This window comes from Variovorax sp. PBL-E5 (assembly GCF_901827185.1).
Classification (GTDB): Bacteria; Pseudomonadota; Gammaproteobacteria; order Burkholderiales; family Burkholderiaceae_C; genus Variovorax.
Window position 1 is genome coordinate 4,164,622 of record NZ_LR594671.1, and the last position, 12,879, is coordinate 4,177,500.

At 63.9% G+C, this 12,879-nt stretch carries 9 protein-coding genes and 2 rRNA genes (1 of these 11 only partly in view); 7 read left to right on the forward strand and 4 right to left on the reverse strand.

Annotated elements, in window-relative coordinates; all coding sequences use genetic code 11:
* Nucleotides 1-40 precede the first annotated feature (40 nt).
* From WDLP6_RS20220 to WDLP6_RS20235, 4 genes are all read left to right on the forward strand, one after another.
* Entirely contained in the window at nt 41-778 is a 738-nt protein-coding gene (locus WDLP6_RS20220; RefSeq protein WP_162593797.1) for an arylmalonate decarboxylase, read from the forward strand.
* Nucleotides 762-1,649 (forward strand): LysR substrate-binding domain-containing protein, encoded by an 888-nt coding sequence (locus WDLP6_RS20225; protein WP_162593798.1) that lies wholly within the window; start codon nt 762-764, stop codon nt 1,647-1,649. The genes WDLP6_RS20220 and WDLP6_RS20225 overlap by 17 nt, the downstream gene beginning before the upstream one ends.
* Nucleotides 1,650-1,765: 116 nt before the next feature.
* On the forward strand, nt 1,766-2,920 hold the full coding sequence (locus WDLP6_RS20230) for a mandelate racemase/muconate lactonizing enzyme family protein (RefSeq protein WP_162593799.1): 1,155 nt from the start codon (nt 1,766-1,768) through the stop codon (nt 2,918-2,920).
* A 41-nt stretch (nt 2,921-2,961) separates the two neighbouring features.
* A complete protein-coding gene (locus WDLP6_RS20235; protein ID WP_232077151.1) occupies nt 2,962-3,939 on the forward strand; it encodes a tripartite tricarboxylate transporter substrate-binding protein in 978 nt (325 codons plus the stop codon).
* Nucleotides 3,940-3,964: 25 nt separating this feature from the next.
* On the opposite strand, the gene panE is transcribed toward WDLP6_RS20235, so the two are convergent.
* Nucleotides 3,965-4,903: a 2-dehydropantoate 2-reductase gene (gene panE, locus WDLP6_RS20240; protein WP_162593801.1), complete on the reverse strand. Its 939-nt coding sequence runs from the start codon at nt 4,901-4,903 to the stop codon at nt 3,965-3,967.
* A 116-nt stretch (nt 4,904-5,019) separates the two neighbouring features.
* Here panE and WDLP6_RS20245 point away from each other — a divergent pair, with 116 nt between their 5' ends.
* Together WDLP6_RS20245 and WDLP6_RS20250 are read left to right on the forward strand one after the other, a co-directional pair.
* Nucleotides 5,020-6,177 carry an alpha-hydroxy acid oxidase gene (locus WDLP6_RS20245; protein ID WP_162593802.1) on the forward strand — a complete coding sequence of 386 codons (1,158 nt, stop codon included), beginning with the start codon at nt 5,020-5,022 and terminating at the stop codon, nt 6,175-6,177.
* Nucleotides 6,178-6,313: 136 nt separating this feature from the next.
* Nucleotides 6,314-7,606 (forward strand): MFS family transporter, encoded by a 1,293-nt coding sequence (locus WDLP6_RS20250; protein WP_232077506.1) that lies wholly within the window; start codon nt 6,314-6,316, stop codon nt 7,604-7,606.
* Between the two features lie 47 nt (nt 7,607-7,653).
* On the opposite strand, the gene WDLP6_RS20255 is transcribed toward WDLP6_RS20250, so the two are convergent.
* Nucleotides 7,654-8,223 carry a putative glycolipid-binding domain-containing protein gene (locus tag WDLP6_RS20255; protein WP_232077153.1) on the reverse strand — a complete coding sequence of 190 codons (570 nt, stop codon included), beginning with the start codon at nt 8,221-8,223 and terminating at the stop codon, nt 7,654-7,656.
* Nucleotides 8,224-8,335: 112 nt separating this feature from the next.
* Between WDLP6_RS20255 and WDLP6_RS20260 the strand changes: the two genes are divergently transcribed.
* Nucleotides 8,336-9,589, forward strand: coding sequence for a Y-family DNA polymerase (locus WDLP6_RS20260; RefSeq protein WP_162593805.1), 1,254 nt, complete (start codon nt 8,336-8,338; stop codon nt 9,587-9,589).
* Nucleotides 9,590-9,780: 191 nt separating this feature from the next.
* Here the strand turns inward: WDLP6_RS20260 and rrf are convergent.
* Both rrf and WDLP6_RS20270 read right to left on the reverse strand, forming a co-directional pair.
* A 5S ribosomal RNA gene (gene rrf, locus WDLP6_RS20265) occupies nt 9,781-9,893 on the reverse strand.
* Nucleotides 9,894-10,013: 120 nt separating this feature from the next.
* A 23S ribosomal RNA gene (locus WDLP6_RS20270) occupies nt 10,014-12,879 on the reverse strand; it runs 4 nt beyond the window's last position.

Here is a 12,879-nt window from a genome sequence, read left to right on the forward strand (position 1 = left end):
TCCCGCGCTGGAAGAACCAAGGCTTGCGCCGACACGGACCATGAAGACCCCCACCCTCGGCCTGATCGTGCCCCCTGCGGCCGGACGCGTCCCCATCGACGGGCGGGCGCTCTACGCGGGCCGCGATGTCCGCTTCATCGCCCGCGGCCTGGCCTTGCCGGCCATCTCGCCCGAGGGATTCGACACCGTGGTCGACCGCATCCTGCAGTGCGGGGTGGAACTGCGCGATGCCGGCGCGCAGGCCATCTCGCTGATGGGCACCTCGCTGAGTTTCTACCGCGGCGCCGACTTCACCGATGCATTGCGCGACCGCATGCACGAGGCCACCGGCCTGCCCTGCACGACGATGAGCCATGCGATCATCGCCAGCCTGCACTGGCTGGGCATCGAGCGCGTGGCGGTCGCCACGGCGTACATTGACACGCTCAACCACCGGCTGGTCGCCTATCTCGCGAGCCGCGGCATCACGGTCACGCACATCGAGGGCCTGTCGATCACCGACGTCGATGCCGTGGGCCAGGTGCCAGCCGAAACGCTGATGGCGCTGGCCGAACGCACGGTCGCGGCCGACCCTTCGGCGCAGGGCCTGCTGATTTCCTGCGGCGGGCTGCTGACGCTGGACCTGCACGTACCGCTCGAAGACAGGCTCGGGCTACCGGTCACGTCGAGCTCGCCGGCCGGCTTCTGGGACCTGATGAGGGCCGCCGGACTCGATGCCTCGTCGCCCGGGCACGGACAGCTCTTCGCAGCCGAACGGGCTCTTGAACGCGCCGCTTGATCTCACGACGCTGCGCGTGATCGTCGCGGCGGCCGAGCTCGGCTCGCTCAGCGCGGCGAGCGATCGGCTGCAGCTCGCCGTGGCCGCGGCCAGCGCGCGCGTGACGGCGCTCGAAGACGCGCTCGGCCTGCGCGTGTTCGAGCGCTCCTCGCGCGGCGTCCGCCTCACGCCGGCCGGCCAGATGCTGGTGCGGCGCGGGCGCGAACTGCTCGCCGATTCCGACCGTCTCTCGGTCGATCTGCACGACTATGCCAAGGGCCTGCAGGGCCACGTGCGGCTGGTCGCCAACACCTCGGCAATGCTGGAACTGCTGCCCACCCGGCTCGAGCAGATGGCGCGCGAGCATCCGCTGATCCGCATCGACGTCGAAGAGCACGGCAGCCTCGACATCCCGATGCTGCTGCTCGACGGCCGCGCCGACCTCGGCATCGTGGACATGGCGCATGCGCCGCACGGCATCACGCTGCGCGACTGCTTCACCGACACGCTGGTGCTGGTGGTGCCCGCCGTCCACGCGCTGGCCGGTGCGAGCACCATCGCCTTCGAGGATGCGCTGGACGAGAACTTCATCGCGCTCTCGAACGGCACCGCGCTGTCGAGCCGGCTGGTGGCCTCGGCCTCGGTCTTCGGCAAGCTGCTGAAGATCCGCATGCAGATGCGCAGCTTCGACACGGTCTGCCGCATGGTGGCCGGCAACCTGGGCGTGGCGGTGCTGCCGCTGGAAGCGGTGGCGCCGCAGCTGGCGAGCTTGCCGTTGCGCGCGGTGCGCCTGAGCGATGCCTGGGCCGCGCGCACGCACCGCATCGCGCTGCGCAGCGGGACACCGCCGGCGCCGGCCACGCGCACGCTGGTCGAGTTGCTCACGCGCTGAGCATCCACTGCGGGCAAACCCTTGATTTCGCCATTGGCGAAAGCGGCGTTCGGCGCGCGTGCTTGTGGGCGGCCACGGGTGCTCCCTAGACTGCGCGCGAACCTGGAGACATTCGCATGAAGATCGCCCGCGTCACCGCCACGCCGCTGCACCTGCCGATATCGGTCGAGGTGTCGGGTCGCAGCAAGACCACCTCCCTGTCGCTGTGCCTGGTCGACATCGAGACCGACGACGGCCTGGTCGGCACCGGCATGACCGCCATCACCGAAGAGGAGGTGATCGCCTCGGTGGTCAACGAGATCGCGGCGCACGCGCTGGTCGGCATGGACCCGATGCGGCACGAGCAGGTCTGGGAACGGCTCTACTGGCTGCTCGCGCCGCGCGGGCAGTCCGGCTATGCGAGCCATGCGATGGCGGCCATCGACCTCGCGCTGTGGGACCTGAAGGGCAAGGCGCTGGGCCAGCCGTGCTGGCGCCTGTTCGGCGGCGCGCGCGCCGAGGTGCCGGTGTACGCGACCTTCGGCTTCGCCTTCTTCGACCGCGACGAGCTCGCCGCCGCGGCGCGCAGCTGGGTCGAGCGCGGCTTCACGCGCCTGAAGATGACGGTCGGCCACCATGGCCTGCAGCGGCGCGACGAGCCGCGCCCGCTCGATGCGCTGATCGCCGAGGACATGCAGCGCGTGCGCGCGGTGCGCGAGGCGGTCGGGCCCGAGGTGGAGATCTACATCGATGCCAACTGCAGCCTCGACTACTTCCACGCGCTTTCGCTGGCGCGGCGCATCGAGGACTTCGGCATCAGCTTCTTCGAGGAGCCGGTGTCGCAGAACGACATCCCCAATCTCGTGAAGCTGCGCCAGAAGACCTCGATCCCGCTGGCCGCCGGACAGAACGAAGGCCTGGCCAGCCGCTTTCGCGACATGCTGGTGGCGCAGGCGGTCGACGTGGTGCAGCCCAACGCCTGCATCACCGGCGGCTTCACGCAATGCATGCGCATCGCCGGCATGGCCGCGGCCTTCAACACCCGCTTCGCCAACGGCGGCGCCTGGCCGCATCACAACATGCACCTGCATGCGGGCCTGGCCAACGGCTCGCTGGTCGAGTACCACTCGGTGGCGGTCGATTGCTGCAAGCTGGTGTTCGACGATCTGCCGGTGCCGTCGAACGGCGTGCTCGCGCTGCCCGAACTGCCGGGGCTCGGCTTCGCGCCCAACCGCGAGCGCGTGGCGGAACTCGCGAAGCGGCCCGGCTCGCACGGCGTCGGCAAGGCCTGATGCGCGCAGCGACCCTCGAACGATTTCCGGAGACAAGACAAATGAACGCATTCACCTCACGGCGCACCGCGCTGGCATTCGGCGCTGCCCTGCTCGCCGCAGGCGCCACGCTGGCCCACGCACAGACCTATCCCGAGCGGCCGATCCGCCTCTTGGTCGGCTACTCCGCCGGCGGCGGGGTCGACGCGGTGGCGCGCCTGCTCGCACCGCGCCTGTCGGCGCTGCTGGGCCAGCAGGTGGTGGTGGAGAACCGGGCCGGCGCGGCCGGCGTGATCGCAGGCGATGTGGTGGCCAAGGCAGCGCCCGACGGCTACACGCTGCTGCTGGGCGACAGCTCGACCTTGATCGCGAAGTACATGCAGCCGAAGCTGGCCTTCGATCCGATCAAGAGCTTCACGCCGATCGCGGGCGTGTTCAAGTCACCGCTGCTGATCGTCGCCAACAACGATTTCCCGGCGAAGACGCCGCGCGAGCTGGTGGCCGCGCTGCAGGCCAGGCCGGGCGTCTACGCGTTCGCGACCTCCGGCGTCGGCACGGTGCAGCATTTGGGCTTCGAGATGATGAAGGGCCAGACCGGCACTTTCGCGCTTCACATCCCGTACCGCGGCGCGGCGCAGATCGTGCCCGACGTGATCAGCGGACAGGTGCCGCTCGGCGTGGTGAGCGCAACCGCCGGCATGGCGCAGGCCAGGGCCGGCAACCTGCGCGCGCTGGCCATCATGAGCAACGACAGGCTGCCCGGCGCGGAAAGCGTCGCGGCCCTGTCGACGGCCGTGCCCGGCATCGACGTGGCGCCGCGCCTGTTCCTGCTGGCACCGGCCGGCACGCCGGCCGCGATCGTGGACCGGCTCGGCGAGGCGGTCCGCAGCGTGATGACCGCGCCCGACATGGCGCAGGCTGCCGCGGTGCAGGGCGCGGTGCCGGACTTCCTGCCAGCGGCCGCGCTCGCCACCAGTCTCGCGCAGGAATCGGCGCGCTGGGGCAAGGTGATTCACGAGCAGCACATCTCGGCGCAGTAGGCGTGCGCCGCGCGATGGTCGCGACTCAAGCTGCCGCTTCGGCGGTCCGCGCTCGCCCTGCTTCGTAGGCCTTGAGATGCGCATGGACGACACGCAGCAGGTGCGCATCGCGGCCGTCGTTCGGCGCTCGCCGCAGCAGGTCGCCGATGATGTGCTCGCCCTCGATCTGCGCGCCGCGCTGGATGTCCTTGAACATCGACGCCGTGATCGGCGAGCCGGCCGCGGTCAGCATGCCGCGTGCGCGCGCGATCATCGCGGCACGCGGTGCAAAGCCGTTGTGGGCCGCGATCGCCGCGCATTCGTCGAGCAGGCCGCTCGCGATGCCGGCGCCGCCGCCCTGCTCGATGTCGCCGATGGTCGCGCGCATCAGGCAGGTGATGCCGGCCACCGAGGCGATGAAGATCCACTTCTCCCACATCTCCTGCAGCATCTCGCCGGAGGCGCGCGCCTCGAATTTGGCTTTCGAGAAGGCCGCCTCCAGCGCCTGCACGCGGGCGGAGCGCGAGCCGTCGAGTTCGCCGTAGGTCAGGCCATGCGTGTCGTTCAGATGAAGCACCGTGCCCTGCGGGTCGAGCACGGCCGAGATCAGACACAGGCCGCCGAGCACACGCTCGCGGCCGAAGCGCTGTGCCAGTTCGTCCAGATGCCGCATGCCGTTGAGCAGCGGCAGGATGGCGGTCTGCGGCCCGACGGCGGGCGCGAAGGAGGCCATCGTGTCCGCCAGGTCATAGGCCTTGCAGCCGACGATGACCACGTCGAAGGGCGCGCCGATGCCGTTCGCGAGCACGTGGGGCGGCGACGGAATGTGGAGATCGCCGAACAGACTGCGGACCACGAGGCCGGTCTGCGCGATCTGCGCCGCACGCCGCGGCCGCAAGAGAAAGCTCAGGTCTTCGCCGGCCTCCAGCAGCCGCCCACCGAAATACCCGCCCAGCGCACCGGCGCCTACAACCAGGAACCTCATTGCATTCTTCCTCTTCGCGTGGATGAAAGGCGAATTCTGCGCTTGTGAACTTTTGTTGTTCACGCTGCGGATAATGCGGGCTTGCGCAATCAGCGAACGACCCAGGAGATCCCCGAGTGCCCGACCTCTCGAAAATGACTTGCATCGAAGACCTGCGCGTGGTCGCCCAGCGGCGCGTACCGCGGATGTTCTACGACTATGCCGATTCCGGCGCCTGGACCGAGGGCACCTACCGTGCCAACGAAAGCGACTTCCAGAAGATCAAGCTGCGCCAGCGCGTGGCCGTGAACATGGACGGGCGCTCGACCCGCAGCACCATGGTCGGCGAGGAGGTCACGATGCCGGTGGCGATCGCGCCGACGGGCCTGACCGGCATGCAGCATGCCGACGGCGAGATCCTCGGCGCGCGTGCGGCCAAGGCCTTCGGCATTCCGTTCACGCTGTCGACCATGAGCATCTGCTCGCTGGAGGACATCGCCGAGAACACCGACCGCCATCCGTTCTGGTTCCAGCTCTATGTCATGAAGGACCGCGACTTCATCGAGCGCCTGATCGAGCGAGCGCGCGCGGCCAACGTGTCGGCGCTGCAGCTCACGCTCGACCTGCAGATCCTCGGCCAGCGGCACAAGGACATCAAGAACGGCCTCACCGCGCCGCCCAAGCCTACGCTCAGGAACCTCATCGACCTCGCCACCAAGCCGCGGTGGTGCATGGGGATGCTGGGCACCAAGCGCCGCACCTTCGGCAACATCGCGGGCCACGCGAAGGGCGTGAAGGACCTGTCCTCGCTGTCCTCGTGGACGGCCGAGCAGTTCGACCCCACGCTGAACTGGGCCGACGTGGAATGGATCAAGAAACTGTGGGGCGGCAAGCTGATCCTGAAGGGCATCCTCGATGTCGAAGACGCGCGCCTCGCGGCGGCCAGCGGCGCCGATGCGCTGATCGTCTCGAACCACGGCGGCCGCCAGCTCGATGGCGCACCCTCGTCGATCGAGGCGCTGCCGGCCATTGCCGAAGCGGTCGGCACCGAGATCGAGGTCTGGATGGACAGTGGCGTGCGCAGCGGCCAGGATGTGCTGAAGGCACGTGCGCTGGGTGCCCGCGGCACGATGATCGGCCGCAGTTTTCTCTATGGCCTGGGTGCCTACGGCGAGGCCGGCGTGACGCGCGCGCTGCAGATCATCCAGCGCGAGCTCGACCTCACGATGGCCTTTTGCGGTCGCACGCAGATCGACGAGGTCGATTCGAGCATTCTGCTGCCGGGCACCTTCTGATGGAGAAGGATATGCGGCGCTGACTGACAGCGCGTGCGCCGCCGGTGGCGCACGATGCCGTCGCCACCACAACATGTAGAGAGGCGATCGCATGAGCACCATCACGCCCGCCGCCGGTTCGGTTCCGGCCGGCTCCATGCCTGTCCATCGAGCCTATACCGCCGAGGAGAAACGGCACCGCATCTTCGCGATCATGGCGGCGTCTTCGGGCAACCTGGTCGAGTGGTTCGACTTCTACGTCTACGCCTTCAGCGCGCTCTATTTCGCGCCCTCCTTCTTTCCCAAGTCCGATCCGACGGCGCAGTTGCTCAACACGGCCGGCGTGTTCGCGGCCGGCTTCCTGATGCGGCCGATCGGCGGCTGGCTGTTCGGTCGCATCGCCGATCGCTACGGGCGCCGCATCTCGATGCTGATCTCGGTCACGATGATGTGCGCCGGCTCGCTCGCGATCGCATGCCTGCCGACCTATGCGGCCGTCGGCGCGCTGGCGCCGTTCCTGCTGCTCGTCGCGCGGCTGGTCCAGGGGCTTTCGGTGGGCGGCGAATACGGCACCACGGCCACCTACATGAGCGAGATCGCGCTGCGCGGGCAGCGCGGCTTCTTCTCATCGTTCCAGTACGTCACGCTGATCGGCGGCCAATTGCTCGCGGTGCTGGTCATCGTGGTGCTCGAGCAGTTGCTCAGCGAGGCCGAGCTCAAGGCCTGGGGCTGGCGCATTCCCTTCGTGGTCGGCGCGGTCGCGGCCGTGGTGGCGCTCTTCCTGCGCCGCACGCTGCACGAAACCCAGAGCGCCGAGGCGCGCGCCAACAAGGAGGCCGGCAGCCTGGCCGGCCTGTTTCGCCATCACAAGGCAGCGTTCTTCACGGTGCTGGGCTACACGGCGGGCGGCTCGCTGATCTTCTACACCTTCACGACCTACATGCAGAAGTACCTGGTGAACACGGTCGGCATTCCGATCAAGACCGCCAGCTATGTGATGACCTTCGCGCTGTTCGTCTACATGTGCATGCAGCCGCTGTTCGGCGCGCTGTCGGACCGCATCGGACGGCGTACCAACATGATGCTGTTCGGCGCGCTGGGCGCGATCGCGACGGTGCCGATCCTGACCGTGCTGCAAGGCGTGAAGAGCCCGGTGGTCGCGTGCGCTCTGATCGTCGTGGCGCTGGCGATCGTGAGCTTCTACACCTCGATCAGCGGCATCGTGAAAGCCGAAATGTTTCCGGCCGAAGTGCGCGCGCTCGGCGTCGGGCTCGCCTATGCGGTGGCGAATGCGATCTTCGGTGGCTCGGCCGAGTACGTGGCGCTGGGCCTGAAGTCGATGGGCCACGAATCGGCGTTCTACTGGTACGTCACCGGCATGATGGTGATTGCCTTCCTGGTGAGCTTGCGGCTGCCTCGGCAGGCGAGCTACCTGCATCACGATCATTGAGGCGGGCAAGGGCCCGTGGCTTGCGGGCTCGCGCTGCGGCGACCGGATCAGGTCTCGGCTTCCCAGAGCTTCGGATAGCTGCGCACGAAACCGTCGCCCGTGACCTCGAGCATCGCCGCGTAGTCGAAGCGCGGCGCGGTGTACCAGTAGCCGCTTTCGCTGCGCCGCTCGTAGCGCTGGTGCAGCTCGGCCAGGCTGCCGTTGTCCAGATCGATCCATGCGACCGGCGCGTCGGAAGCCTCGCCGGGCGCAAGGTGCAGGCGGCGCAGCTGCAGCAGGTTGGTGGCCGGGGTGAAGCCCATGTCGAGATCCACGCAGTGGCCGAGTTCCGGCACGGGCGTGTCGTTGAGCTTCCATCCGCCATGGGCGTCGTGCACGATGGAGAGGTCGATCGCCTCGCCGCCAAGCCAGCCGCGCACGGTGCCCCATTGCGTGTGCCAGGCCCGGTCGCAGCGCACCCGGTAGTGCAGCTGCGCGGCGCGGCCGTCTTCGCCGCGGAACACGGCGGCGCCGTCGATCTGCCAGTGTTCGCCGGCACGCTCGAGGCGACAGACGTCATGGCCCGGCGTTCCGAGCCGGCGCCAGAGCATGGAAGCGACGGTTTGCATCCGCCGCATGATGGCACCGGCAGCCCGCTCCGCGCAACCCTGACCTGGATCATGTTCAGGCGACATGGCCGCGCGAGTCGAACGGCGCCCGTCGAAGCGAAGATCGGAGGCTCCGACGACAATGGCGGATGTGACGACCGCACCGATTCGCCGCATCGCGCATCTCGACATGGACGCCTTCTATGCGTCGGTGGAGTTGCTGCGCTACCCGCAGCTCAAGGGCTTGCCGGTCGTGATCGGGGGCAGCCGCCGCAGGGTCGATGAAGCGCTGCGCAACCTGCCCGAGGGCGGGACGCTGGCCGACATTCCGGTCGAGACTTTTCCGCTGCTCAAGGACTATGTCGGACGCGGCGTGATCACCACGGCGACCTACCCGGCCCGGCAGTTCGGCGTCGGCTCTGCGATGGGAATGATGAAGGCTGCCAAGTTGTGTCCGCAGGCACTCGTTCTACCGGTGGACTTCGATGAATACCGGCGCTATTCGCGGCAGTTCAAACAGATCATCACGGAGATCGCGCCGGTAATGGAGGATCGCGGTGTCGACGAGGTCTACATCGATTTCACCGAGGTTCCAGGCGGCCAGCGCGAGGGCGGGCGTGTGCTGGCACGGTTGATCCAGAAATCGATCTTCGAGGCCACGGGATTGAGTTGCTCGATCGGCGTGGCGCCCAACAAGCTGCTGGCCAAGCTGGCGAGCGAGTTCGACAAGCCCAACGGCATCTCGATCGTGTTCGAGAGCGACCTGCAGACACGGATCTGGCCGCTGCCATGCCGCAAGGTGAATGGCATCGGCCCCAAGGCCGACGAGAAGCTTCAGCGCCACGAGATCCGGACCATCGGCGAACTGGCGTCCAGGGAGCGCGACTGGCTGATCGCGACCTTCGGCAAGGCCACGGGCGCCTGGATGCACGAGGTGGCGTGGGGCCGTGATGACCGTCCCGTGGTGACAGAGAGCGAACCGATCTCGATGAGCCGCGAGACGACATTCGATCGCGATCTGCATGCGACACGTGACCGCGCGGAGCTCGGCGCGATCTTCACGCACCTGTGCGAGAAACTCGCCGAAGACCTCCAGCGCAAGGGCTATGTCGGCAAGACCATCGGCATCAAGCTGCGCTACGACGACTTCAAGATCGCAACGCGCGATCAGACCATCGATCGCTTCACGGCCGATGGAAAGGAGATCCGCCATACGGCCGGCCAGTGCCTCAAACGCGTGCCGCTCGCGCGCTCGCTGCGTCTGTTGGGCGTACGGGTCGGCGCACTGGTGAAGGCTGACAGTGCCGATGCTCGCGCAGGCACTGCCTCGGTAATGAGCGGCCAGCGGGCGCTCCGTGCCGAAGAGCCGGCAGCGAGGACGGCATCGCTCTTCTGACGCGCTCGCGTTCGGGTGCCGGATGCGCCCGGCCGAAGGCAGGTGATTGCTAGAATTTCCGTCAGTACCGCGGCGGGAGGTTCAACGAAGTCGCATGCGCCACTCAGATCGCGAGCACATTCGAAACTGCTAGCGTACAAACAAGAACGCCCAACCAAGGGATTGGTTGGGCGGTTCAGGGGGCTGTAAGAGCCTGACGATGACCTACTTTCACACGGGAACCCGCACTATCATCGGCGCTGAGGCGTTTCACTGTCCTGTTCGGGATGGGAAGGAGTGGGACCACCTCGCTATGGTCATCAGGCATAACTGGTTGCTGTCTTGAGGGTAGATCAAGACAACGAATTCATAGAGTTTGGAATCAGCTTTTGGTATTTTGAATGCGTCAACTTGGCATAACACCTTGATCGGAGATCAAAGTTATAGGGTCAAGCCGCACGAGCAATTAGTATCGGTTAGCTTAACGCATTACTGCGCTTCCACACCCGACCTATCAACGTCCTGGTCTTGAACGACTCTTCAGGGGGCTCGAGGCCCCGGCAGATCTCATCTTGAAACGAGTTTCCCGCTTAGATGCTTTCAGCGGTTATCTCTTCCACACTTAGCTACTCGGCAATGCCACTGGCGTGACAACCGATACACCAGAGGTGTGTCCACTCCGGTCCTCTCGTACTAGGAGCAGGCTTCCTCAAATCTGCAGCGCCCACGGAAGATAGGGACCAAACTGTCTCACGACGTTTTAAACCCAGCTCACGTACCTCTTTAAATGGCGAACAGCCATACCCTTGGGACCGGCTACAGCCCCAGGATGAGATGAGCCGACATCGAGGTGCCAAACACCGCCGTCGATATGAACTCTTGGGCGGTATCAGCCTGTTATCCCCAGAGTACCTTTTATCCGTTGAGCGATGGCCCTTCCATACAGAACCACCGGATCACTATGTCCTGCTTTCGCATCTGCTCGACTTGTCAGTCTCGCAGTTAAGCACGCTTATGCCATTGCACTATCGTCACGATGTCCGACCGTAACTAGCGTACCTTCGAACTCCTCCGTTACGCTTTGGGAGGAGACCGCCCCAGTCAAACTGCCTACCATGCACTGTCCCCGATCCAGATAATGGACCTAGGTTAGAACCTCAAACACACCAGGGTGGTATTTCAACGTTGGCTCCACAAGATCTAGCGACCCTGCTTCAAAGCCTCCCACCTATCCTACACAGATCTGTTCAAAGTCCAATACAAAGCTACAGTAAAGGTTCATGGGGTCTTTCCGTCTTTCCGCGGGGAGATTGCATCATCACAAACATTTCAACTTCGCTGAGTCTCAGGAGGAGACAGTGTGGCCATCGTTACGCCATTCGTGCAGGTCGGAACTTACCCGACAAGGAATTTCGCTACCTTAGGACCGTTATAGTTACGGCCGCCGTTTACTGGGACTTCAATCAAGAGCTTGCACCCCATCATTTAATCTTCCAGCACCGGGCAGGCGTCACACCCTATACGTCCACTTTCGTGTTTGCAGAGTGCTGTGTTTTTAATAAACAGTCGCAGCCACCGATTTTTTGCAACCCATTCATGCTCCGTTGTTCACTTCACACTAATAGGGCACACCTTCTTCCGAAGTTACGGTGTCAATTTGCCGAGTTCCTTCTCCTGAGTTCTCTCAAGCGCCTTAGAATACTCATCTCGCGCACCAGTGTCGGTTTGCGGTACGGTCGTGTGTAGCTGAAGCTTAGTGGCTTTTCCTGGAACCTCGTTCAGTCACTTCACAAGCAAGCTTGCTCGATCGGCAGCCTCGGTATATGACGGGCGGATTTGCCTACCCATCGCCTACTTCTGCCTAAACCGGGATATCCAACACCCGGATGACCTATTAAGATCCGTCCCCACATCGCACTACACATCGGTACAGGAATATTGACCTGTTTCCCATCAGCTACGCATCTCTGCCTCGCCTTAGGGGCCGACTCACTCTACGCCGATGAACGTTGCGTAGAAAACCTTGCGCTTACGGCGAGGGGGCTTTTCACCCCCTTTAACGCTACTCATGTCAGCATTCGCACTTCTGATACCTCCAGCACGCCTTACGACGCACCTTCACAGGCTTACAGAACGCTCTCCTACCACTTGCAATAAATTGCAAATCCGCAGCTTCGGTAACTGGCTTAGCCCCGTTACATCTTCCGCGCAGGACGACTCGATCAGTGAGCTATTACGCTTTCTTTAAATGATGGCTGCTTCTAAGCCAACATCCTGACTGTTTTAGCCTTCCCACTTCGTTTCCCACTTAGCCAATTTTAGGGACCTTAGCTGGCGGTCTGGGTTGTTTCCCTCTTGAGTCCGGACGTTAGCACCCGGTGCTCTGTCTCCCAAGCTGTACTCGTCGGTATTCGGAGTTTGCCTTGGTTTGGTAAGTCGCCATGACCCCCTAGCCAAAACAGTGCTCTACCCCCGACGGTAATACTTGAGGCACTACCTAAATAGTTTTCGGAGAGAACCAGCTATTTCCAAGTTTGTTTAGCCTTTCACCCCTATCCACAGCTCATCCGCTAGTTTTGCAACACTAGTCGGTTCGGACCTCCAGTACCTGTTACGGCACCTTCATCCTGGCCATGGATAGATCACTTGGTTTCGGGTCTACACCCAGCGACTATCGCCCTATTCGGACTCGATTTCTCTACGGCTTCCCTATTCGGTTAACCTTGCCACTGAATGTAAGTCGCTGACCCATTATACAAAAGGTACGCAGTCACCCTTGCGGGCTCCTACTTTTTGTAAGCATGCGGTTTCAGGATCTATTTCACTCCCCTCCCGGGGTTCTTTTCGCCTTTCCCTCACGGTACTAGTTCACTATCGGTCGATGATGAGTATTTAGCCTTGGAGGATGGTCCCCCCATATTCAGACAGGATTTCTCGTGTCCCGCCCTACTTTTCGTCAGCTCAGTACCACACAGGTCTTTTCACGTACGGGGCTATCACCCGCTATGGCCAGCCTTTCCAAGCTGTTCCGTTAAGTCTTGTGCTATCACTAACAGGCTCTTCCGATTTCGCTCGCCACTACTTTCGGAATCTCGGTTGATGTCTTTTCCTCGAGCTACTGAGATGTTTCAGTTCACCCGGTTCGCCTCGCATGACTATGTATTCATCATGCGATACCTTTCGGTGGGTTTCCCCATTCGGAAATCTCCGGATCAAAGCTAATTTGCCAGCTCCCCGAAGCTTATCGCAGGCTATCACGTCCTTCGTCGCCTATCATCGCCAAGGCATCCACCACATGCTCTTATTCACTT

Bases quoted from the DNA above. Each gene is read 5' to 3' on its own strand.
- WDLP6_RS20220 (WP_162593797.1), top strand. From the start codon at position 41: ATGAAGACCCCCACCCTCGGCCTGATCGTGCCCCCTGCGGCCGGACGC.
- WDLP6_RS20230 (WP_162593799.1), top strand. From the start codon at position 1,766: ATGAAGATCGCCCGCGTCACCGCCACGCCGCTGCACCTGCCGATATCG.
- WDLP6_RS20235 (WP_232077151.1), top strand. From the start codon at position 2,962: ATGAACGCATTCACCTCACGGCGCACCGCGCTGGCATTCGGCGCTGCC.
- panE (WP_162593801.1), bottom strand. From the start codon at position 4,903: ATGAGGTTCCTGGTTGTAGGCGCCGGTGCGCTGGGCGGGTATTTCGGT.
- WDLP6_RS20250 (WP_232077506.1), top strand. From the start codon at position 6,314: ATGCCTGTCCATCGAGCCTATACCGCCGAGGAGAAACGGCACCGCATC.
- WDLP6_RS20255 (WP_232077153.1), bottom strand. From the start codon at position 8,223: ATGCGGCGGATGCAAACCGTCGCTTCCATGCTCTGGCGCCGGCTCGGA.
- WDLP6_RS20260 (WP_162593805.1), top strand. From the start codon at position 8,336: ATGGCGGATGTGACGACCGCACCGATTCGCCGCATCGCGCATCTCGAC.